Source organism: Robertmurraya mesotrionivorans, assembly GCF_050971805.1.
In the GTDB taxonomy this organism is placed as follows: Bacteria; Bacillota; Bacilli; order Bacillales; family Cytobacillaceae; genus Robertmurraya_A.
The window spans coordinates 44843-68395 of record NZ_JBPCCH010000013.1; the positions used below are offsets into that span (position 1 = coordinate 44843).

General features: G+C 36.6%; 19 protein-coding genes and 1 riboswitch. Of the genes, 4 read left to right on the plus strand and 15 right to left on the minus strand.

Annotated elements, in window-relative coordinates; genetic code table 11:
- Positions 1-137 precede the first annotated feature (137 nt).
- From ACRX5O_RS17955 to ACRX5O_RS18020, 14 genes are all read right to left on the minus strand, one after another.
- Positions 138-1283: a Ger(x)C family spore germination protein gene (locus tag ACRX5O_RS17955; RefSeq protein ID WP_433907200.1), complete on the minus strand. Its 1146-nt coding sequence runs from the start codon at positions 1281-1283 to the stop codon at positions 138-140.
- A 2-nt stretch (positions 1284-1285) separates the two neighbouring features.
- Complete coding sequence (locus tag ACRX5O_RS17960) at positions 1286-2740, minus strand: spore germination protein (RefSeq protein ID WP_433907201.1); 1455 nt, start codon at positions 2738-2740, stop codon at positions 1286-1288.
- A complete protein-coding gene (locus ACRX5O_RS17965; RefSeq protein WP_433907202.1) occupies positions 2703-3833 on the minus strand; it encodes an endospore germination permease in 1131 nt (376 codons plus the stop codon). Before ACRX5O_RS17965 ends, ACRX5O_RS17960 begins: the two co-directional genes overlap by 38 nt.
- A 526-nt stretch (positions 3834-4359) precedes the next feature.
- Entirely contained in the window at positions 4360-4947 is a 588-nt protein-coding gene (locus tag ACRX5O_RS17970; protein WP_433907203.1) for a GGDEF domain-containing protein, read from the minus strand.
- 167 nt (positions 4948-5114) lie between these two features.
- On the minus strand, positions 5115-6467 hold the full coding sequence (locus ACRX5O_RS17975) for an amino acid permease (RefSeq protein WP_433907204.1): 1353 nt from the start codon (positions 6465-6467) through the stop codon (positions 5115-5117).
- A 162-nt stretch (positions 6468-6629) separates the two neighbouring features.
- A riboswitch (glycine riboswitch) is annotated at positions 6630-6706 on the minus strand.
- Between the two features lie 169 nt (positions 6707-6875).
- Positions 6876-7031: a hypothetical protein gene (locus ACRX5O_RS17980; RefSeq protein WP_433907205.1), complete on the minus strand. Its 156-nt coding sequence runs from the start codon at positions 7029-7031 to the stop codon at positions 6876-6878.
- 100 nt (positions 7032-7131) lie between these two features.
- Positions 7132-7614: a hypothetical protein gene (locus ACRX5O_RS17985; protein ID WP_433907206.1), complete on the minus strand. Its 483-nt coding sequence runs from the start codon at positions 7612-7614 to the stop codon at positions 7132-7134.
- A gap of 79 nt (positions 7615-7693) precedes the next feature.
- On the minus strand, positions 7694-9172 hold the full coding sequence (locus ACRX5O_RS17990) for a glycoside hydrolase family 30 protein (protein WP_433907207.1): 1479 nt from the start codon (positions 9170-9172) through the stop codon (positions 7694-7696).
- A gap of 111 nt (positions 9173-9283) precedes the next feature.
- Positions 9284-12100, minus strand: a complete 2817-nt coding sequence (locus ACRX5O_RS17995; protein ID WP_433907208.1) for a beta-glucosidase — start codon at positions 12098-12100, stop codon at positions 9284-9286.
- 389 nt (positions 12101-12489) lie between these two features.
- A complete protein-coding gene (locus tag ACRX5O_RS18000; RefSeq protein ID WP_433907209.1) occupies positions 12490-14553 on the minus strand; it encodes a methyl-accepting chemotaxis protein in 2064 nt (687 codons plus the stop codon).
- 177 nt (positions 14554-14730) lie between these two features.
- Complete coding sequence (locus ACRX5O_RS18005; RefSeq protein ID WP_433907265.1) at positions 14731-15435, minus strand: Crp/Fnr family transcriptional regulator; 705 nt, start codon at positions 15433-15435, stop codon at positions 14731-14733.
- 144 nt (positions 15436-15579) lie between these two features.
- Complete coding sequence (gene rd / locus ACRX5O_RS18010) at positions 15580-15744, minus strand: rubredoxin (RefSeq protein WP_433907210.1); 165 nt, start codon at positions 15742-15744, stop codon at positions 15580-15582.
- A 19-nt stretch (positions 15745-15763) separates the two neighbouring features.
- Positions 15764-16987: an NAD(P)/FAD-dependent oxidoreductase gene (locus tag ACRX5O_RS18015; RefSeq protein WP_433907211.1), complete on the minus strand. Its 1224-nt coding sequence runs from the start codon at positions 16985-16987 to the stop codon at positions 15764-15766.
- Between the two features lie 18 nt (positions 16988-17005).
- Complete coding sequence (locus ACRX5O_RS18020) at positions 17006-18235, minus strand: FprA family A-type flavoprotein (RefSeq protein ID WP_433907212.1); 1230 nt, start codon at positions 18233-18235, stop codon at positions 17006-17008.
- 185 nt (positions 18236-18420) lie between these two features.
- Between ACRX5O_RS18020 and ACRX5O_RS18025 the strand changes: the two genes are divergently transcribed.
- The 4 genes from ACRX5O_RS18025 (at position 18421) to ACRX5O_RS18040 (ending at position 22403) form a co-directional block, all read left to right on the plus strand.
- Positions 18421-19125, plus strand: a complete 705-nt coding sequence (locus ACRX5O_RS18025) for a DUF421 domain-containing protein (protein WP_433907266.1) — start codon at positions 18421-18423, stop codon at positions 19123-19125.
- A 133-nt stretch (positions 19126-19258) separates the two neighbouring features.
- Entirely contained in the window at positions 19259-20149 is an 891-nt protein-coding gene (locus ACRX5O_RS18030; RefSeq protein ID WP_433907213.1) for a DUF4405 domain-containing protein, read from the plus strand.
- Positions 20150-20257: 108 nt separating this feature from the next.
- Complete coding sequence (locus ACRX5O_RS18035; RefSeq protein ID WP_433907214.1) at positions 20258-21538, plus strand: phytoene desaturase family protein; 1281 nt, start codon at positions 20258-20260, stop codon at positions 21536-21538.
- A 4-nt stretch (positions 21539-21542) separates the two neighbouring features.
- Positions 21543-22403, plus strand: a complete 861-nt coding sequence (locus tag ACRX5O_RS18040; protein WP_433907215.1) for an RNA polymerase sigma-70 factor — start codon at positions 21543-21545, stop codon at positions 22401-22403.
- Positions 22404-22459: 56 nt separating this feature from the next.
- Here ACRX5O_RS18040 and xylF read toward each other — a convergent pair whose 3' ends face one another.
- Complete coding sequence (gene xylF, locus ACRX5O_RS18045; protein ID WP_433907216.1) at positions 22460-23551, minus strand: D-xylose ABC transporter substrate-binding protein; 1092 nt, start codon at positions 23549-23551, stop codon at positions 22460-22462.
- Positions 23552-23553 lie beyond the last annotated feature (2 nt).

Genomic DNA, 23553 nt, shown 5'->3' on the forward strand with positions numbered 1-23553 from the left:
TTCTGGCACAAAATCTGACATACTTTTTTGATAATTCTAAAATTGGTTGAAAAATCTATGTGAATGCAACAAAAGAAAAGACACTTTGCCTCCTTGGCAAAGTGCCTCTCCCTCTCCACTTATTGGTGAACTTTATTCTATTCCTCATTCTCATATTTGTAACTATTATAATGGAGAATTCTAACAGAGACTTTCACATCCTTTAACGAGTTTTTATCTAAGTAAAAACGGTTAGAGGTCTTAATTTCTTGATATTTTTTTGGATTTGCTCTGTACCATCTTTCTCCTACATTGAGAACATCTAATCTCTTTTCAACACCATTAAGATAAAGCTCGGTTACTTTCGATTCGACATCTTTCTGAATAATATCCTTTACCTTTTTGATAGGAACCTCTTTTAATTTTTCTAAAAGATCAGCTTCCACTGAGATGTTTAGAGAGAACACAGGTGCGCTTAAATTATCTTCATACAAGACTTGAACCTTCGGAGTAGATAGCTTTAAGACAGCAATTAATTGTCCATCCTCTTCTACTTTTTGATTTAACGCCACATGTTTTTCTCTTAACCAATTAAGATAAACCGCATCTTTAAAAGGAAAGGTTTGAATGTACTTTTGTTGTTGAAACACCGAATATCCACTAAAGTATAAGATAGGATATGGTTCATCTGCCTTCCAACTTTCTTTATCAATACTCACAGTAGGAATCTTCGCCATCCCCATAGGCTCATGAAACTCTCTTAAGAAAAACATTAACATTGTCGGTCTAATCTCATCCTGTGCTATTTCGTATTGATTCTTCTTATATAGTACAGTGTACACAGCAGGATAATTAAATAAGGCCTTTACATTTAGAAGATCTTGCATATCCTCTGATGTAGAAATAATGCGAAGTGTTGGCCTCAGGGATCGATTTCTACCAATTTCTTTAATTACCTCATTAAACTTGTTCTCAACAATCGCTTGAGTAAGTATCAGTGTCTTTACATGCCCAAAAAACAAGGGAGGCTCAGACATTTTATAAAGATTGCTCACTGCCAAGTTGAGGGTTTCACCTTTAGCCGATGCCACAAAGATAGGGATCGGTTCAGTAGGTTTTCCCCCTTCCTGCTTTGCCACACTTGCAAAATTCAACCCTTGTAGATAGGCGGTGTATTCCTTGGTTTCCTCATTATAATCAAGTCCAATGGCTACAATATAGGTTAAGTCTTGAATATTTTTTAACCCTGAACAGCTTGTTAGCAGAAGACAGCCTATGATACAGATAAACCAACTTCTTTTCATGATCAATCTCCACCTCTTGTCTTGTCATTAGGACTCGTGGAGGATGTTCTTGTTTTGTAATACTGAGTAGGTGCTTTTAAAAAGGACTTAATCGCCTCTTTTAATGACACAGGGGCTACCGCTCCTAGATATGGAGAACCAAAGGAAGTAATGGTTGACAAATAAATAACGGTTAATATATAGCCAATAATGACACCAAATAATCCAAAAAAAGTACTTAAAATAAGTATCCCAAATCTGATGATTGTAATTGCTGAACTTAATGATTGATTCACTAAGGTAAAGGACGAAATATATGTAATCGCAGCAACTACAAGCATCGTGGGAGAAGTTAAGCCTGCTCTGATGGCTGCATCTCCCACAATTAAGCCTCCAAGGACTGCTACCGTTTGTCCAATTGCTCGTGGCAACCTTACTCCTGCTTCATTAAATAACTCGAACAAAAATAAGATAACAAACATTTCAATTGGTGCAGATAAGGGCAATCCAAAACGTGAAATAGATATCGTTGCTACAAGTAAGTACGGAATCTGCTCAATGTTAAAAGCTGAAAAAGCAATCCAAATTCCAGGTAAAAATCCTGACACCGTCACTCCTAACATCCTCATAATTCTTTCCATCGTTACATACGTATAGCTAATATACTGGTCTTCAGGAGATTTGGTTTGTAATAATAAGTTGGTTGGAGCAATGGAGACAGTTGGATTTCCTTCAACTAAGAGAGCAAATCGACCTTGAATCAAAGCCTGAACGATAAAGTCTGGCCGGCCCGTATAGTCCAAACTGGGTAGAATTGAATACGGTCGATCACGAATCAATGATTCCAAATCGTAAATACTCGTCAATACATCAATCTCTATCTTGTCTAGTCGTGTATGAACCTCTTCAAGTACCCTTTTGTCTATAATATCTTCTATATACATAAGGACTACTTTTGTATTGCTTCTTGTGCCAATTGTATATTTTTCGACACATAAAGAAGAAGTATTGAGTCTCCGACGAACTAATGAAATGTTTGTCTTTAAATCCTCAACAAAACCATCCTTTGGTCCTCTAATGGAGGTTTCAAGCGCTGATTCCTCAGGCTGTCTTTTTGGAAAATCACTCGCTTGAATACTTAATAACTCACTTTGAAAATCAAATAGCACATATCCTTCGAACAAAAGTTGTAACAAATCATCAATTGATTTATCAGTCACATCTTCCGCCTGAAACAAGGAAGTTAATTTCGCTTTCACTATGTCTTTCTCGTGACCGCTTATTCTTGGTAATATATATTGATCTAAATATTGGCTATCAACTATCGATTCAAAAAAGATAAACTTAAATTTCTCAGCTTTTTGACCATGTTCCTTACATAATAGATCTTCACTTTTCTTCAGCTTCTCTGAGATCAGGCTTGTTTTATCCTTTGATGTTTTATGAAGAACTGGATCCGAATTCATTTTCCTTCTCATGTTGTTTATCCCTCTTCTTTAAGACAAAAATAATAAAAGCTGATAGTAAAATCTGTAGTAGAAAAAAAGCTAGAGTTATGGGTAAGACATATAGATAAATGATTTGATAGAAAGTGAATGATTCAAACTTTATCAAAGAAACTCCTAATAATAAGAGATACATCATACCTACAATTTTAGGATTCAGCCGATACTCAGCCCTTTTTCGTGATAAAGAATGTCCTAAGAGGTACATAAATAATCCAATTCTTATAAGTGCACCACTTAACCATTGGTACAGAGCAAAGAAGTCTAGATTTGAGATGTATTCACCAATATTTAATACTCTCCACTGTTCATAGGCTGGATAGCGATGTTTCACTGACTCAACTACACCAAATTCCATGATGGAAGCTGAGAGTGGGCCAAAAATTAATCCGGTTAATACGGTCATTACTATCAGTAGTTGCTTAAATGTAATAGGTTCTTGTGAGAAAGGTTGTATCAAAACCACAATATATAGTTCTAACAGTCCCGCAAGAACATAGATTGTTCCTCTAAATAAAGGAATATATCCATCTGTTAATACAGGGAATAGAAGGCTTGGGTCCTTAAAGCTCGTATTAGTTAATGCAATAAAAAATCCTAGCAATACCACAATAGGTAACAATAGTCCACTTGCTATAGCCATCGTTTTTACACCAGATAGTGTAATGATGCAGCACACAATAATTAATACGATATTGATTATCATGATAGGTGCTTCAGCGAGAAAATAGGCACTTAACCAGATCATCAAGTCTCTAAAGGTTACATAAGAGCTAATAAATAAAAATAAAAAAACAGGAGCTAGTAATAAATAAGAAAAAGTGCGTCCAAATCGGTTTCGGACCATATGAAAAAACCCCTCATTTGGGCTGTTTTTTATGATGTAAAAAATTAACCAAAGAAAAATTATGGCAATCGGGTAAGCAACAATCACACTTAACCAACTATCCCTCCCGGCAGCTGTCAATAAATTTGGAATGAGTATGACATGGTTAAGCAAACCAGTTGATAGGACTAGCAATAGAAATAATTGTCTTGGTAGTAGTATCTTCCCTAGGTTTTGCATAAATTTCTCCTATTTAGCAGTTTTAATATTAAATTCACCTAAACTTCAGTTTTTATGTTGTACATAGTTGAAAAAGATTATAAGAAACAACATTAGGTTGATTGCCTTTGATCGTCTGACTGCAAGGGTTATTCGGACAGGACTCGTTGGAATTGGCACTTGGGAGTCCGAATCCAAGGGTTATTCGGACAGGACTCGTTGGAATTGGCGCCTGGGTGTCCGAATCCAGGGGTTTTTCGGACAGGACTCGTTGGAATTGGCACTTGGGAGTCCGAATCCAGGGGTTTTTCGGACAGGACTCGTTGGAATTGGCACTTGGGAGTCCGAATCCAGGGGTTTTTCGGACAGGACTCGTTGGAATTGGCACTTGGGAGTCCGAATCCAGGGGTTTTTCGGACAGGACTCGTTGGAATTGGCACTTGGGAGTCCGAATCCAGGGGTTTTTCGGACAGGACTCGTTGGAATTGGCACTTGGGTGTCTTATGCACCCGAAAATAGGGACCCTTTGTCTTTCGACAAAGGGTCCCTATTTTACACATGTAAGTAGCTTTCTTTCATTCTTATTTGAATACATATTTTGATCAGCTTGAGCGAATAGTCTAGTCATTTGTCCAATCGAATTTTGAGAAAAAGCACATCCAATAGATAGTTTAATCTCTAAATTTAAGGAGCTAGTATTATACTCTTGGATCCTATTCAATATTTGGGAAACAAGCTGTTTAGACTCTCCTTTTGCTATTTCTTTAACGAGTAAGACAAATTCGTCTCCACCTAATCTTGCGACCGTAATGGTTTCCGAAGAAAATTCTTGGAGTACCCGCGCTGCGTTTTTAATTAGTTCATCGCCTTGTTTGTGTCCATATGTATCGTTCGTCGCCTTTAGATCATCTAAATCACAAACAAGAATAGCCACAGACGAGTTCTTATCCTCATTCAACACGGTACACTCTGATTCGAAAAAATCTCTATTATATATTCCCGTTAATGAGTCATGATTAATTCGATATTCTAAATCTCGCTGATATTCTATCCATTTCTTCCGCTCTACTTTCCTGTAAACCGGCAAATTCATTAGACCTACTAGTAAACCTAATGAGAAGTAAAGCAACCACATATATTCCCCTACTCACTATGTAAATTATTTACTATTCTTAATATAATTGGCAATTAATACTATTATTATAGTTCTTTATAACTATACTGTAAATAAATAGATATATGTTCTAAAATAAAATAAAGTAACCAGAATTTGATCTAGTTACTTTAGATTTTATTCATAAATTAAAGATGTTTTGTTCTCTTACTTTTAAAGAAATACAAAACAAATAATAAAACAAACCATAATGGTGTCAACATTAATGCTGAACGAGTGGATTCTGAAATAAGCATCACAAGTAAAATAAACCCAAAAAGTGCTAGTACAACATAATTAATAAATGGTGTTAGAGGAGCTTTAAATACTGATTTTTGATGTAAATCAGGACGAGTTTTCTTATATCTAATATGAGAGATTAATATAATGCTCCACACCCAAATGAAACAAATGGCACTTATGGTTGTCACAATTCCAAAGGCTTGCTCGGGGATGAGTTTACTTAAAAGTGTCCCCACAGAAACAATGACCGTTGAAATAAGTAGTGCATTACTTGGCACTGCATTTTTGTTTAATTTTGAAAGCATACCCGTTCCACCATTTTGACGTCCTAAGTTATACATAATACGGCTTGTAGAGAATAATCCACTATTACTCGCAGATGCAGCAGACGTTAATACGACAAAGTTAATGATTCCAGCTGCAACGGGAATACCAACTAAACTAAAGGTCTTAACAAAAGGACTTGTATCTGCATTCAACTGGTTCCATGGATTAATAGAAAGCAGAACAATTAGAGCACCTACATAAAAGAACAGAATTCTTAAAGGAATTTTGTTTATCGCTGAAGGAATATTTTTCTTTGGATTAGCTGTTTCTGCAGCTGATACACCAACCAACTCTACTCCAACAAAAGCAAATACGACCATTTGGAAAGAAAACAAAAAGCCGCTAATTCCATTCGGGAAAAACCCTCCGTGTTGCCATAAATTTTGTACAGACACCGTTCCTGCCTCTGTTTTAAATCCAATAACTAGTAAAACAACCCCAATAACAATTAAAGCAAGAATCGTTATAACCTTAATAATAGCAAACCAAAATTCTAATTCTCCAAAAAGCTTTACTGTTAATAGATTCAATCCTAATAAAATGATTAAACAGATGAGTGCTGGTACCCATTGCGGAATATCGAACCAATACTGCACATACATTCCTACCGCAATAATATCGGCCATCGCCGTCATAATCCAACAGAACCAGTACGTCCACCCTGTTACAAAGCCTGCCCATGGCCCAATATAATCCACTGCAAAATCGGTAAACGATTGATAACCTGCATTCGATAACAAAAGCTCCCCTAATGCTCTCATAACAAAAAAGGTTGCTATACCCACTATTAAATAAGCTAAGATGATTGAGGGACCTGCTAATGAAATTGCTTTTCCTGAACCTAAAAATAAGCCGGTACCAATCGTTCCACCAATTGCGATTAGTTGTACGTGACGATTTTTCAGTTCCCTTTTTAACTCATGCTGTGCCACTTGAAATTCCTCCGTTTTCTCTCTAATAATTATTGTAAGAATAATAGCCATAAAAAAAGAGACTGGAGTTCCCCCCAATCTCTTAAAACGTCAGAATAACAAATACACATGGTAAAATGATAAAAGAGACTTACTTACTCTTCCAATCATACCAAATAGTATCTTTACTCTTCTGTCCTTTTGCCTGAGATTGTGAACCCTTCGGCGTCGCAATACGCGATCTCTCCAGAAGCCGCTCCTGTTATAGTTTGACCCATAACAATCATAGCTCGCTTAATTATTTTATTTACAGCCTAGATTTGTTGCTTTCAACAAACTCCAAAGCTATTATCGTACAATAATTTGTAATTCTAACAGTATTCTTTTAGTTGGTCAAGAATATTTTTGTGATATGTTGATCAATTTAATTTAACACATTATGAACCTACTATTTGATAAGTAGATCCTTCTGATTGTTTGCTTGGATATGTAGTCACCACTAAAAAAATAAAGAATAACCGTTGCACCAAATAACCAACGGTAAATATCTGTTCTTTCTAACCAAACGGACCACCTAGATTTCATAATACACCTTCTCCTAATTACTTCACTCAAATTTCAGTAATTATTCAAGACAAACCTTAAGAAAACCTTAAAATAAAAAATGCCCTTAACAAAGAGCATTTTACTTTTGAATAGTATTATCAAATAGTTGAGACTCTAACTTACGAACCCAATTATAATATCCTAGCAAAATTAGGAGTAATACTGGGTCCACAATCGCTGCATGCCACAGCTTCCACCAACCATAGTGAAAATATCCCCAAGGTTCGGGAAGCAAGGTTATCGATTCATAGATTAGAATTCCAATTACCCAAAAGAAAATATAAATGAATCTTTTCCAAACCGATTTTTTAAAAGGAAACCAGTTCAGAAACATCATATTAACTGGTGGAATAAGCACAGTATGTGGAAGGAGACCTACCCAATCAATACCTTTATTAAAATACCAATATCCATGATATTTAAATTCTACAAAAAGATCAAAGCCCACCTGAAATGCAATTGTAAACACCCAAATATGTACAATTTGATTAGCAGTCAATCTTTTATTCGTTTTAAAGGCAATAAGATTAAAAAGTATAATGGCAATAATCAGACCTATCATATCATTTTCCTTTTTTATTTTTTAAACTTCCCATAATATAGGTAACTTACACATAAATTCCCCTACTATTTATCTCAACCTATTTCATTTCCCATATAAAAGTAACCGCACTTTTAGGAGGAAGAGTATACGTAAAAAATGAACCTCTATCATTAACTTGAAACCTTGTTTCATTATCACTAGGATTTAAGGCGATAAGTACAGTAGAATGATCAAGGTTTTCATAGGCAATCGTCTCAATGATTCCAGGAAAGCTTGTTGAAGCAATTCTTATCGCTCCAGCTTGAACGAATTTACTTGCGTGCCCGATTGAATAGTATTCAACATTCATCGTCACTTTCCCAGTTTCCTGATTAATCGTGACAACCCCACGGCAATTTTCACAACCTCCATTGGTTGGCCCTCCTTTTTCATCTAGTGCCATATTCCACATCAACACACTCTTCGCCCAGTTTCTTGGACCTCCAATAATCAAATTGGACATTTGCCAACTTAAATTATCCCCAAAATCCTCGCTCCATTCACCACCACTGCACTCAGATAGATAAATATGTTTATCAGGGAAATTGGCATGTACTCGAGTCATAGATTCCGGTGTTCCTTTATAACAATGAAACGCAGCTCCCTCTGTATATTTGTTCGCGTCCTCATGTTGAAGCACTGTAGAAATAAATTCGGAAGCCCCCTCCCAGTTATGATCATAGGCAATAATTTTTGTATCGATCTTGTTCGATTCAAGTGCCGGACCTAAGTATTTTCCAATAAACACAGCTTGTTCTTCCGCGCTCATACTCATCGTTGGATAATTAGGTGACGTAAAGTCTGGCTCATTTTGAATAGTAATACTATCAATCGGAAGCCCTTTTTCTTCATATGATTTTATATAACGAACGAAATAGTCTGCGTAGGCTTTGTATGTTTCCTCTGTCGTATAGTCAAGGTACCAACCATTAAATGTTTTTTCTCCGTATTTCATCCATGATGGTGCGGTCCATGGTGTTCCCATGATCTTCAGATTCTGGTTTTGGCTTCGAGCCTCCAGTAGGACATTGATAACCTCTTGATCTTTATCCACCGAAAAGCGACTTAAACTAATATCCTCTTCATCCGCATACGTGTAGCTGCTCGCATTTCCTTTATCATCAACTGAAAAATCAGATCCTCCAATTGAATGTCTTACATAACTGATATGAATACCATTTGCTGAAAACAAGTCCTTTAGAAGCATCTCCTTAGACGATTGGTTTAATTTATTATTTATTAAATAGGCCGAAGAACCGGTTATCGCAGCCCCAAACCCATCCATCGTTTGGTATTTTGTTTCACGGTCGATCGTGATGGTTTGGATATTTTTTTCTTTTATTTTCGAAAATGGTAGTGGAGATTTTTGAGTAAGAAGGTTCTTTTGATCACCCGTTGTTAGCCAGATAGAAGCCTCATTCCGTTCCACCGATGACTCTCGGTTCTCTGCTCTTTCCTTAAAAATTGAGAACGTGCTAATACCACCTAATAACAAAAATAGAAAGACTAGAAGTATAATTTTGTGATTGTAGTTCATATTTGTCACCTCTTTGGTTTTATTTCGCACATATTTAAACCAACCAACAAACTTATTTTCAAAAAAATCCCCACAAGCACATAACGAACTTGTGGGGGAAAATTAATAGGATTATCTTCTTGCCTGATTATCCTTACTGTTTTTTTCACTTTGCTTTTCATGCTTCAGCTTATTTTCATTTGACTTGTTTGAGTTTGCTTTAGATAATTCGTTTTTATCTGAGTCAGCATTCGTTGCTTGATTAAATTGCTGACTAATTTCTTTTGATATGGTGATACTGCCTTTCAAGCGAATATCCGTAGAAGAGCTACCAACGTAGATAGGTACCTCACCAGAAGGCATCACCCATTCATTTTTCTCTTCGTCATAATAAGATAATGCTTTTGCATCAAGCTGAATTGTTACACCACTTTGTTTACCTGGCATTAATTCAAGCTTTTGGAATCCTGCTAATTGTTTTGGAGCTGTTTCAACATCCGTCGGCAATTCACCAGTATACACCTGAACAACCTCTGAACCTGCTACATCTCCAGTATTCCTTACATTTAACGAGACTTCAATCGATGGTTCTTCCGTTTTCTTCGATGAATTTACCTTTGTTTTTAAATTCTTATAGCCAAAGTCTGTATAAGATAATCCATGACCGAAGGAGAACGCCGCATCAATATCCGCTTTTTCAAAGCCACGGTATCCAACGAAAATTCCTTCCGTATATTTAGTTACTTCGTTAATTCCTGGATATTGCTCTTCTGAAGAAACTGGTGTTGAATCTTCATCTACTGGGAAGGTAACCGGTAATTTACCCGATGGATTTACATCTCCGAATAGTACATCGGCAATGGCGTTCCCTTGTTCTTGTCCTGGGTACCATGCTTGGACAATTGAAGGTACTTGATCCTTCCAATCTCCCATTTCAATAGCTGTTCCACTTTCATTCACAACTACCACGTTTTTGTTCACTTTTGCTACTTCTTTAATCAGTTGTTCCTGGTTATTCGGAAGTTCCATATCAGAACGATCCACATACCCTTCGCTATCATACGTTCTTGTTACAATCACTGCTACATCTGATTTTTTCGCTAGTTCAACTGCTTTAGCCATATTATCATCTACCACATCTTCAGCCGCTTCCCAGCCAAAGCGTAATTGACCGCCATTGTCATTTCCAGTTGCCTTCGCATAATCCGTTTTATATTCAATTTTCACGTCATAGTTTTTACCTGCTTCTAAAATCACCGTTTCTTCAACTGTAGCAAGCTTTGCTCCAGCATTGTCTATAACGAGCTTTCCATCAATATATACTTTACTAGAACCATAGCTAGTTGTTGAAAGCTTGTACTCACCAGACTTCGGTACCTGGATAACTCCTGTATATCTTGCAGACATCATGCCGTTTAAGTTTGTAGGAAGTTTATCTAATTTCGAAGACTGAGCATTAAAGCCTTCATAATTATAAAATCCTAGATTTAAGTTTACTTGCTTAGCTGTATGCTCAAATACAGGGTTGCCTTCCATATTTTTATTTGACCAGTACTCTGCTTTTAATCCGTTTTCGGATGCATCAGCAGATGGTAATAAAAATGCAGATGGCACTGCATTTGGCCCTGGAAGAATATCTCCCGCACTAATTGGATCCGTTCCAGCTGCATACTCAACCTTCACCTTATCACCAGCACGCTTCGTAATTCCTTCAAGCGGAGTGACCGTATACGTAGGATTTACAAGTGAGCTTCCACCACCAGCAGCAGATGCCGTATCAGCATCAGGTCCAATGACTGCAATTGAATCAAGTTTTTCCGTATTTAATGGCAACACATCTCCATTATTTTGTAGCAATACCATTGCTTCAGCAGCAATTTGTCGAGCGATAGCTCCGTGTGCTGCTACATCTATTTGATTGTTTTGTGTAGGATTATCGAATAATCCTTTATCAAACATTTGATATAAAATGCGATACGTACTTTGATTGATCGTATCTACACTAACTTCTCCGTTATTCACCGCTTGTAATAAATCGTCACCCCATAAACCAAACGGCTCTCCAGGTGTTTCTAGATCAAGTCCAGCATTAATCGATTCTGTTGTACTTACATTTGCCCCGTAATCACTCATAACAAAGCCATCAAAATTCAAGTTTCCTCTTAATAAGTTTGTTAAAAGATCCTCATTTTCACAAGCATATACACTATTTACTTGGTTAAAGGAACACATGACACTTCCTAAACCAGCGTTTTCAATGACACTCGCGAACGGTTTTGCATAGATTTCATTAATTGCTCGCTCACTAGCCTGTGAATCAGCTGTAAAGCGATCCTTTTCTTGGTTGTTTAATAGATAGTGTTTTGCTGTAACTAGTACATTATTTTCATGAATCGCATTCACATAGTTTGTAGCCATTTGTGATTGCAAATATGGGTCTTCTCCCAGTGATTCAAAGTTTCTTGCTCCAAACGCATTTCTAGCAATATCTAATCCAGGCCCTAACAATACGTTATGTGTGGTATTAAATGCTTCATTTCCAATTAAATCTCCATATTTCTTAGCAGTTTCCGTATTCCAAGTAGCTGCTAATCCAATATTTGAAGGTAAAGCAGTAGATTGCTTATTTTGTATTTCCGGATTAGCAATTCGAACCCCGGTCGGCCCATCAGCCATTTGCAGGGCAGGAATTCCATACTTCTCCATTCCCTCATTATAAAAACCATAGTAATTGTTCACATTACCAGTGATAAAATCTACTTTGTCCTCAAGTGTCATTGCCTCGACTAACAAATTAGCCCGTTCCTCAGCAGAAAGACTCTTGTCCATCCATGGAAACGTCCCTTCAGCTAATGTGGTTAATGGAACAGCTACCATACTTACAACTAATGTAAAAATGAGACTTAGTCGTATAGTGAGCTTTCTCTTCGCCTCTAAAAAGCCAACCATATTCTCCAACTCCTTTTTCTATTGTCTATGGATTAGTAATATTACTTCCTTTTTCTGGATACTACATCCATAACCCTTATCATCATAACGAAATAAAGATAAAAGGCTATAGAGAGATGGCTTTAATTTTTATAAGGAAAAAAAGAGCCGTTTTAGCTAAGAATAGTAAATTATTTGAAATTAACGACTCGGTTTTATTTAGAGAAATGGGGATATATGGATGACGTACGTTTTCATAAAAACGTGCTTTTTCTCTATTGAATTTGAAATCTGTTTAATTTTGGAAGGGGAATATCTGAAATATCTGTAATGTGCGTGAAATATATTGAAATATTTTTAACCTGCACAAAAAAAATGCAGTCCCCCAAAGGAGCTGCATTTATATAAGTCTATGATCTCATTTTAAAGAATTGTATCTTTTCTCTCATTTCATTCGTCATTCCACCTAAGCTTCCTGCAGAAGCCGCTACTTCTTCTGTCGATGATGACATTTCTTCCGCTGAAGCGGCAATCTCTTCGGCAGATGCTGCTACATTCTCAGCAATGGATCCAGCTTTATCGATTTCTGAAAGAATTTCATCTTTATCTCTTTGTATTTTTCCTGACGATTCCTTCGTTTCTTTGATTTTCGGAGTAATCCTCTCAACCGCGTGTATGATTTCTTCAAAGGAATGGATGGTAGCATCTAGCTGCGCTCTTTGTAATAACATTTCGTTATTCACTTCTTCTGTAGAACCTACCATTTTTCCAGTGTCTACTGATACTCCCTTTATAATCGTATCTATCCTCTCTGAGGATTCTCTACTCTTTTCAGCTAATTTTCTAATTTCATTCGCCACTACCGCAAATCCTTTTCCAGATTCTCCAGCTCTAGCTGCCTCAATCGCTGCATTTAATGCTAGCAAGTTTGTTTGATCGGAAATGGCATTAATGATTTCTGTCATTTCATTCACTTGGCGTATATTCATTTCAACTGATTTTACTTGTTGAATTAATCCCATGAAAGTTTCATTTAATGCCTCAAAGGATTTGATCATACGTCCCATTTCTTCACTACTTTCATTCGCCATACCCATGATAGAGCCGGTAGAAGCATCCACCTCATTAATGGACTGGTTCACAGAATCCAAGTCTGCACCAAATCGATTTATGATTGTATTTACATTTCTTAATTTTTCAAATTGCTCTGATGCCCCTTCCGCCACGTCTGATATAGCAAGAGCCACGTTCTCAGAAGTTGCACTCATCTCTTCAGAAAAGGATGATAAATTTTGTGCATGGTCATCGATGCTCAAGGCATTCGTCTGGAAGTTCTTAATTACATCAGTAAGATTATTCTGCATGGTCAAAAGAGCTCTTCCAATATCGCCTAGCTCATCTTTTCTTTTCAGTTCTTTTTCCTCAAATTCATTTACTAGATGTCCTTCTGCAACAAGTTCCGCAATTTGACTATATTTCTTCGCTGTTTTTCCCATTCGATTGGAATAAATCACTATTAATATAGTTACAACTGCAATAGAAACGAAGCCGGTAACGACAAAAATATAAAACAATGTATTTAAGTTTTTAAATAGTTTCGTTTCACTAACACTGATACCAATTTTCCATTTAGTATCGGGAATCGTTGCATAATAAAATAGATACTTCTCGTCATTTACCGTGTATTCTGTTTTTCCCTTTTCAGTCTCCAGCATCTTACCAGCAGCTCTAATAAAAGACTGATTAACACTTTCTTTAATGTTTTCAGTAGTTAGACGCTCTTCCTCTACACCACCTAAATAAACACCTTCATCCTCCACTAACAAAGCTTTACCTTCATAATCAATTTTTAAATCGTTTATTAACTTTTGAATACTACTAATATCCATATCTACCGTCACAACACCAAGCTGATTATCTGATTGTTGGATAGGATATGCCGCCGTTACCATAGAAACATTGGTTGATGGATCAACATACGCCTTAGTCCAACCTCCCTCAGATTGCGAACCAACTTGGTACCACTCGGTTGACCAAATATCAAGGTCACCTGTTGTATACGAGTCGTCTGTAACCACGCTGCCTCCATTTTTATAAGCAAACGGTGCATACTTCTCTTTCCCCTTAAAGGCAGATGGAGCGAACCAAACACCCATTCCAAATGTTTCTTCGTACATCGGAATATAATTTAGTAACATTTCATCATAATCACTCTCATTTAATAAATCAGAATGGGATTCTACCGTCTTGGCCATACTCTTAGTAAGGCCTTTTTCCGTTTCTAAAATATTTTCAATCGTTTGTACCGTTTCTTGTAGCTTAGTTGCCATCTGATTATCCAATTGGTTTGCGATGATATTCTTCGAAAATGTATAACCAATCGTAGATATTACAATAAGAACAATAATAACTACGGGGATAATAAAAGAGATCATTGATGTTGCAATACTTTTCTTACGTAGTTGTTTTCTCATGTGTTCCCCTCCTTTACTCTCATTCATTAGTAGCTTGAAAGCCATCTTAGTTTTTTATCGACTAGTACACATTTTTATTAAGCTCTAATACCACTTTCTAGAACTTTCCACAAATTAGTATATACAAGTACTCGAAAGTAAAAAAACACAATGATTCATACATTGTGTTTTAGATTTCTACTCTACATATTCTTTTAAGGTTAGATACTCTTTTACTAATAGCTTTTTATTTCCTTGTTGAGAAATTAAACCTAGACTCTCAAACTTACTGAATTTACGACTAATTGTTTCTCTCGTTACCCCTACATAGCTTGCCACTTCTTCTCTTGTTATCGGAAGATCTATGAGAATTCCGTCGCTTTTCTTTATTCCAAACTTTTGACAAAATTCTAGAATCATATGAGCAATCCGTACTTCAGGATCCTTGGTTGCTAAGTTCTGTACGAGCGTTTCTGTATGTGCTAATCTTTTTGTCAAAGCTTTTACTAGTTTTATAGAGATTTCTGGATTTGCTTCCATGATTCGGTCAATATCATCTTTTGTAATAATACAAATCTCCGTATCTGCAATGGCATAAACACTGAAATTATTCACTTCTTCATTATTGAAAAGATGCAGCTCACCAAAGAACTCCCCACTTGTCAAAAGATATAAAATCTGTTCTTTTCCATCTATAGTAAATTTAGAAACCTTGACTTGGCCTTTGTTCACAATAAATAATCGGTCAGATTTCTCTCCTTCATGTAAAAGCAATTGTCCCTTTTTGAAATGTGTATGCTTGGCCATCTTTGCAACTTTTAGGATTTCTTCTTCAGATAATGCTCCAAAGATTGGTACTTTTTTTGGACAAGGTCCAAGCATTTTATCATGACTACAACTCATTTCCCTCATAATCATCACCTATATTATTTATTTCTATTGATAATGAATCTCATAAAAATATACCATAAGCCCTTTTTTGATTTTGTGCTTTACATCACTTCTATTAAAAAAGACCACAGCTAATGGATAGCTGCGATCTTTGCTTTATTCCTCTACCACTACGAATTGATCAGTATCTTCCCCACATACTGGACATACCCAATCTTCTGGCAGCTCTTCAAACGGTGTTCCTGGTTCTACGCACTCATCAGGATCCCCTTTTGCTGGGTCGTAAATATATCCACATGGTAAGCATATATACTTTTTCATTCTAGTTTCCTCCTTGGTGTTAAGCTGGTTGTGACAGCCTTTCCTTTACCAAACTCATTAATTCTCTCACCGAAACAGTATCTAATGAAATTCCGTTCAGGGAAGTCTTCTTTTCAATTGCCATTTTATAAGGAGTGGAAGCAACAATACCTTCAAGAGAGATTACACCTACTATTTTCTCTTCTTTAATAAAAATCCTCGTATATTTGTCAGCTCCATCCTCATCAATGATGGTTGTATCACATAGACCTTCATCCACTACACCTATAGAAAATAATGATAAACCGAAGGCATTAAATACAGTAAATGGAGTGGTTTTCTCATACCATTCAGTAGCCGACGCCATATTTTTTCCAGCAACTTTTCCTTGATCCATTGCCCTGCCCCATAAGCCCTCTACCTCACCATTTAGCTCGGTCACATCACCTGCTGCATACACATTCGGTAGGTTTGTCTCCATCCTTTCATTTACGATGATTCCTCTATTTGTTTGAATAGGGGTATTTTCTACGAGATCAAGATTCGGTACGACTCCAATTGAGTAAATAACACTGTCGCATGATACTCTCTGATCATTTAAGATAATTCCTTCTACTTGATCGTGACCAAAAATCTCTTTAATAGAGGCATTTAAGTAAATATCCACACCAGCTTCTTCTATTTTACTTTTTAGTAGTGTGCTAGTCTTTTCATCTAGCTGCCTAGCCATTAACCTTGGAGCAACCTCTACAATGGAAACCTTTTTCCCAGCCTGTAAAATTGACCATGCTGTTTCTAGTCCTTGTATACCTCCGCCGATGTTCACAACACTCGCTTTATCTTCACTGAATGCTTTGAAGTCTTCTGCTTCATGCATTTCTCTAATGGTAAAAACTCCTCTTCTATCCACTCCATTAACCGGAAGTCTTCTGTTTTTTGCCCCTGTGCATAGGAGAAGTTTATCGTACGAAATCGTATCACCTGTTTCTGTAAGAAGTTGCTGCTCTACAGTATTGATACTTACAATTTTTGTATTCGGGTATGTTCGGATATTTTGCGTCTCATACCACTTCTCTTTTTTGATTAGAACTTTTTCACTTCTTAAGTCCGAGAATAATTCTTTTGATAATTTAATTCTATTATATGGAAGTGACTTTTCTGCTCCAAATATGGAGATTCGGGACTCTTTATCTACGTCTCTTATGGCCTTAGCTGCATTCACAGCTGCCACACCTGTTCCAATAATACAATAATGTTTCATCATTTCTTCACCTACCTTTTCTTAAATCGCGCTTAATAGTAAATCGGCAACAAATGTTGTTGAATGTTCAATTTTTTTCAATTGTTCATCATTTGGTGAGAATCTTACTCTTACCGGAAACTCTACATGAGTCATACCTGTTGTTTTGATGACGTGAGATGTGCTTTGAACATTCATATTTGTTTCATGTAAATAATCTTGAATGACTTCAATCGCTTCTCCACTCCAACCATAGGAACCAAAAGCAGTTGCAATCTTCCCTTCAAGATTCATTTCCTTTAAGTCTTTAAGCACCTCTTCAAGATTTCCAATCATATCTGCATACTTTGTTGAACTACCAATAAATACAGCATCAGCTTCTTGAATACTTGCAAGAATATCGCTCTTTTCGGACTTGTCTGCATTAAAGATGGAGACATTAATTTGATTTTCTTCTAATATTCTCTTGATACTCTCAGCTACCTTTTTTGTATTGTTTCTTAGACTTGTGTACACAATAGTTGCTTTTTTATCATCAACCGTATCTGCACTCAGCGTTGCATACAAATCAATATACTTTTGGATATCCTTTCGCAAAATATAGCCATGAGACGGAGCAATCATTTTCACATCCAAATCATCTAAGGCTTCAATTAATGTTCGTACGTATCTTCGATGTGGATGAATAATTGCATTGTAGTACCCAATGAAATCCTCTGTAATATCAAAGCCTGCTTCATCTGCAAAAAGAGTATTACTAGCCACATGTGTGCTAAAGATATCACAAGGGTATAAAACTTTATCTTCGATACAGTATGTTATCATCGTTTCTTCTGTATGCAGGTAAGGAGTTTCTTTAAATTTCAGTGTTTTTCCTCCGATATCCAATGTGTCTCCATCTTTTACGACTAAGAAATTCCTGCTGTGAAGTTTGTACATTTCCTTTAGTTCATTTACAGCAGGAGCCGTACAGACAATCGTCGCATGTGGTGCTCTGCTAGCTAGTGCTGCTAGTCCACCTGAATGATCTGGTTCGGTATGATTAATAATGATATATTGGATTTCCTCAGGATTGATTAACTCACTTAAGTATTCAACAAACTCTCTACCAAACTGCATATCTACCGTATCAATAACCGTAGGCTTGGCAGTCTTTAGCAAGTAGGCATTATATGTCGTCCCTTTTCCAAGTATTAAACGGTGAAATGGAACTTCTCGATCATCAATCTTTCCAACCCAATACGTATCTTTCGCTACCATCACTTTATTCATCTATTTATTCCTCCTAGTATTCTTGAAAAGTGTTTTTCAACTGAATTCATCATACAGCCCTGAAAAAATAAAAAAGAGGATTTGAATCACAATTTGAATGTAATCCATACAATTTTAAGATTATTTCAGTCTTCTTATAGGTAAACTAACATTTATTCATTGGAATAAAGGGTGTGTAGTACATGATGGATTTTTACCAAAGTCAAGAAACCCTTACTAGCATGGAGTGGGTTCTTCGAGCCGTTGTAGGTTTTATTTTTCTATTGATTGTAGCTAAATTATTAACTCAACGATCAATATCTCAATTACGGCTACTTGATTTTGTTGTTGCTTTGGTTATTGGAAATATTATTGCCCATCCGTTATCCGATCAACATCTTGGACTAAAAGGGTCGATGATAACCACAGCTGTATTAATGGTTTTATATATTTCTGGGGTATATATGCTTCTGAAATGGCCATGGTTTAGAAGACTAGTGAATGCCCCTCCCGTTACGATTGTAAAAGACGGTAAAATCCTGTATGAAGGGTTAAAAAAGGCGAGAATATCCCTAGATGTTTTACTTGAAGAATTGCGCGAAGGACAAGTTGATGATGTGAAGAAAGTAGTTCTCGCTACTTGGGAAGCAGATGGAAAAATATCATTTTTCTTAGATCCTCAATACCAACCCGTTACCCCTTCAACGTTAGGAATAAAAACAGAGCCTTTCGAACACCCTAGGACCATTATTAAGGAAGGTACCATACTTACTTCTGAATTAAAGGAAATGGGGAAAAGTAAAGAATGGATCACCTCGAATTTAGAAAGTTCATATCAAACCAAGGTAAGTGATGTTCTTCTTGCAACCATTGATAATAAAGATAACTTAAAAATATTCTTATACAAATAAAACGAAAGCAAGCCAAATTTGTTGACTGTTGGCTTGCCTTTTTTTATTTCAAAACCTTTGAATTTTAATTTTAAGGTTCTTTTAAGGTCCGTCCTACATAATGGGATTAAATAAATTTTGAGGGGGCCTTGAATTGAAAGAAAAAAAGTTAATGTACGTAAAGTTTGGACTGGACATTTTAATGGCAGTCACATTTGTCTTGTTTTTCAACAAACAAGTATTGGGCGGTTTAACCTTTCATGAAATTGCAGGCTTAGCCATTGCCGCAGTGTTTTTTACACATATAGCACTTAACTGGAGATGGGTTAAAAATGTGACCGTTAAGTTATTGGATCGGAAACTTCCTTTCAAAACAAAATTTGGATATGTCTTAAATTTACTTTTACTTATCACTATGGCCTTTATTATCATCAGTGGGATTTTGGTTTCTCACATTGTGTTCCCTAATATTAATGTTGCTAATGAGCGATGGTTTCAAATGGCACATATCTCTATTTCCTATTTAGTACTTGTATTAGTTGCCGCTCACGTTGGTTTGCATTGGAAATGGGTAATCCAAGTTTTTAATAAAATTGTAAAATTTAAAACTCCGAAACCAGTTCTGGGAATCGTCGCAAAGGTCGCTACAGCTGCCTTACTAGTATTCGGAAGCTATGAAATCTATTCAACAAATTTTTTAACAGGCCTACTTGGAGTGTATCGCGTTTTTGCTACCTCCTCTTCCGAAATGCCTGAAGGTGGTTTTGTGAAAGGTCAATTCGAACGTGGTACTCCTCCAAGTGGTGACTTTTCTGGAGGGAGTAGTCAATTTGAACGGAGTACCCCACCCGATGGTGCAGTTGGCCAGTTTGCACGAGGTGGATTTGAAGGAAGAGGAGATATGGGCAGCACGAACGCATTAGAAGTCATCTTACAGTATTTCAGCATTATGTCCGTATTTATCATTCTGATTTACTATTTAGAAAAGCTACTTGCAAAGCGGAAAAAGAAGCCTACAGAACAAAAAATGACAATTGTATCTTAATTACTGAAGTAAGCGTCTATAAATAAAGACGCTTTTTTATTTATTTATGTCACAAAAATCTCTCCTCCTCGTCATGATTGATGAAAAGATAACTAGGAGGTTTTTTATATGAATCAAATGTGGGATGTTGTTATTATTGGTGGAGGTTTAGCGGGGTATATAGCAGCAAACTATTTAGCGAAAAGTGATTTATCTATATTAATCCTAGAAAAGGGAAACAAGGTTGGCGGGAGAGCTCAAACAGAGAAAATAAAACAAGATTATTTTAATTTGGGACCTCATGCCCTTTATAAAAAAGGAAAAGCAGCAGTCATTCTCGAAGAGTTAGATATAAAACTGGATGGAGGTTCACCAAAGCTAGGCGGAATATTAACTCGAAACACTAAAGAATATACAGCCCCTTTTAATCCATTGGGACTTCTTACAACAAGTCTACTTAATTGGAAGGAACGGATAGAATGGATTTTCATTTTATCAAAAATTCAACAAGTCGATACACAGGCTTTAGCTGACCAAACCTTTCAACAATGGGTGGAGAAAGGTGCTCAATCAAAAAACGTCCAATCACTGCTTTATGTACTTGGTAGGCTTTCAACTTACTGTCATTGTCCTGAAAAAGTTAGCGCAAAAGTAGTCGTTACTCACATTAAGACTTCCTTGGGCGGAGTACTCTATTTACATGACGGTTGGCAAACAATCATTGACCAACTTCACAATAAAGCAATCATAACAGGTGTACAGATTGAAACTCATTCTATTGTAAAACAAGTTATACCAACCGAGCATCGTAGTTTTAAAATTATTCTTTCAAATAACGAGGAATTTTTCTGTAAATATGTAATAAGTACAACTGGACCACTTGAACTCACTAATCTATTAGGTGAAATTGAGAATGTAAAAGCGAATAATATTTTTTCCCAACTAACACCTGTCAAAGGTGCTAGTTTAGATATTTCTTTATCTCAGCTCTCACACCCTAAGAAGTTATTTGCTTTAGACATGAATGATTCCCTTTATTATTCCGTACATTCAAATGTTGCCTCCCTCTCAGAAAATCGTAAAAACTCGATCGTTCATGTGTTTAAATACTATCACCCTGATGATTCCATTGATTCGATTAAGGTAAGAAATGAGCTTGAGCAATTTTTAGAAACGATCCAGCCAGGATGGAGAGACTTTTGTGTTACAAGCCGTTTTCTTCCAAATATCACTGTAAATCAACGCCTTCCCCAAGTTGGTCATGAAAAATATTTCCAACATTCTGAAACTGAAATCCCTGGGTTATATATAGCAGGAGATTGGGCCTCTCCGCATTATATCTTGTCAGAGGGGGCTGCTTGCAGTGGGAAACTAGCAGCAGAGGAAATTATCCAAAAAGAGAAGAGGTGATTTCGTGCAGATCAGTAATGAAGAGTATAAACAATTGAAACCGTTATTATTTTCTATAGGGTATCGCATGTTAGGTTCAGTAGCTGATGCAGAAGATATCGTCCAAGAAACCTTTTTAAAAGCATATCAAATAGACGATGAGAAGATCGATAACAAGAAAGCATATCTTTGTAAAGTCATGACGAATCGCAGCCTTGACGTATTAAAGTCATCAAAGTACAAACGAGAAAAATATATCGGACCATGGAATCCAGAGCCATTGTTATTGCAATCAACGGATCTCGATCCAGCTGAATTATTATTACAAAAAGAAGGGTTGAGCATAGCTTATTTACGGATGATGGAGCATTTATCACCAAACGAGCGAGCAATACTTTTATTAAGAGAGGTTTTTTATTTCTCGTATAGCGAGATTGCTCACATGATTGATAAAAAAGAAGAAAACTGCCGAAAAGTTTTCAGTCGAGCAAAACAAAAGATTGCAAGTGTTGAGGGAGAAAGCTTAAATTACGAGAAAAACCTGTCGATTATCAATCGTTTTATTGAAGCGTTTCAGATGCAAAACATGGATACATTATTAAAGCTTCTATCAAAGAATGTCACGCTTTATTCCGATGGTGGAGGAAAGGTCAAAGCTGCTGTACGTCCCATCGCTTCCCAGCCTAACGTGCTTTCACTATTATTTGGCATTATAAAAATAGTTCCAGAGGACTTTTCATCTGAATTGAATAATGTCAATGGTCAACCCGCAATAGTAAATTATAGTAAAAACCAGATTCATAGTGTTATTAGCTTCTATATATGTAACGACTTAATTGAAGAAATATATATTATTATGAACCCCGACAAGCTACCATTGAAATAATTATTTAGACTGTTAAAATAAAAGGCCCTACTTTTCCAAAGCAGGGCCTTTATCATTTAGTCATCTAGTGTATAAACGTCTTTCCTAGAATGAAAACCATCTTTTATAATCGTCTCATCCAGGTTATTCTTGTTCACGGCAATAGGATCTAATAGTACTGAAGGAACTTCGATTTTTCCATTGTTAATTTTCCTATCAGTTTCTACATATTCTCCTTTTGCGAGTTTGACAGCTATCTCTGCAGCCTTTTCTGCTAGTATTTTCAATGGTTTGTACACAGTCATTTGTTGCGTTCCATTTACGATTCGCTGAGCAGCTGCCAGCTCAGCGTCTTGTCCACTAACGGGAATGTTACCAGCAAGTCCATGAAACTCGAGTGCTTCAATGACACCACCCGCGGTAGCATCATTGGCGGCTATAACTGCATCAATTTGATCATTATTCGCCTTTAGTGCTTCTTCCATACTTTTGTAGGCATTCGTTGGGGTCCAATTCTCCGTCCATTGGTCATAAACAATCGTAATGTCTCCCCTATCAATAAGAGGTTGTAAGACGTTAAATACTCCCTTCTTTAGTAAGTGTGCATTATAATCCGTAATCGCACCTCCAATATACACAAATCTCCCTTTTGGTACTAACTCAGTAATTGCTTTTGCTTGAAGCTCACCCACTTGTTCATTATCAAAGGATATGTACATGTCTATATCAGCATTTTTTACTAGCCTGTCATATGAAATTACCTTAATGCCTGCTAGATGCGCTTTATTCACAATAGCTGCGGTTGCTTCTGCATTGTTGGGTACAACAACCAAAAGGTCAACTCCTTGGCTGATTAGTGTCTCTGCTTGTAAAATTTGCTTGGCATCATCTTCATTCGCTGCCATTATCTCTACTTCCGCGCCTAAACTCTCAACCGCTTCTTTAAAAAGTGCTCGATCTCTTAACCACCGTTCTTCCTCTAATGTATCCATAGAAAATCCAATTTTAATTTTTTCCTCCTCGGATGATTGACCAGGAGAATTGTTTTTTTCAACTGCAGAAGAGTCTGTCCTTGCTCTAGTTTCAGGTGCATTCTCGCAAGCAGATGTAAAAAAGATTAGCGTGAGTGTGAACATAATCAATCTAGCATTGGAAAATCCCCGATCCATTT

Coding starts and splice junctions, on each gene's coding strand:
- ACRX5O_RS17960 (WP_433907201.1), bottom strand. CDS start 2,740: ATGAGAAGGAAAATGAATTCGGATCCAGTTCTTCATAAAACATCAAAG.
- ACRX5O_RS17995 (WP_433907208.1), bottom strand. CDS start 12,100: ATGGTTGGCTTTTTAGAGGCGAAGAGAAAGCTCACTATACGACTAAGT.
- ACRX5O_RS17970 (WP_433907203.1), bottom strand. CDS start 4,947: ATGTGGTTGCTTTACTTCTCATTAGGTTTACTAGTAGGTCTAATGAAT.
- ACRX5O_RS17965 (WP_433907202.1), bottom strand. CDS start 3,833: ATGCAAAACCTAGGGAAGATACTACTACCAAGACAATTATTTCTATTG.
- ACRX5O_RS18020 (WP_433907212.1), bottom strand. CDS start 18,235: ATGAATAAAGTGATGGTAGCGAAAGATACGTATTGGGTTGGAAAGATT.
- ACRX5O_RS17985 (WP_433907206.1), bottom strand. CDS start 7,614: ATGATAGGTCTGATTATTGCCATTATACTTTTTAATCTTATTGCCTTT.
- ACRX5O_RS18015 (WP_433907211.1), bottom strand. CDS start 16,987: ATGATGAAACATTATTGTATTATTGGAACAGGTGTGGCAGCTGTGAAT.
- xylF (WP_433907216.1), bottom strand. CDS start 23,551: ATGGATCGGGGATTTTCCAATGCTAGATTGATTATGTTCACACTCACG.
- ACRX5O_RS17955 (WP_433907200.1), bottom strand. CDS start 1,283: ATGAAAAGAAGTTGGTTTATCTGTATCATAGGCTGTCTTCTGCTAACA.
- ACRX5O_RS18025 (WP_433907266.1), top strand. CDS start 18,421: ATGGATTTTTACCAAAGTCAAGAAACCCTTACTAGCATGGAGTGGGTT.
- rd (WP_433907210.1), bottom strand. CDS start 15,744: ATGAAAAAGTATATATGCTTACCATGTGGATATATTTACGACCCAGCA.
- ACRX5O_RS18005 (WP_433907265.1), bottom strand. CDS start 15,435: ATGAGTTGTAGTCATGATAAAATGCTTGGACCTTGTCCAAAAAAAGTA.
- ACRX5O_RS17990 (WP_433907207.1), bottom strand. CDS start 9,172: ATGAACTACAATCACAAAATTATACTTCTAGTCTTTCTATTTTTGTTA.
- ACRX5O_RS18000 (WP_433907209.1), bottom strand. CDS start 14,553: ATGAGAAAACAACTACGTAAGAAAAGTATTGCAACATCAATGATCTCT.
- ACRX5O_RS18035 (WP_433907214.1), top strand. CDS start 20,258: ATGAATCAAATGTGGGATGTTGTTATTATTGGTGGAGGTTTAGCGGGG.
- ACRX5O_RS17980 (WP_433907205.1), bottom strand. CDS start 7,031: ATGAAATCTAGGTGGTCCGTTTGGTTAGAAAGAACAGATATTTACCGT.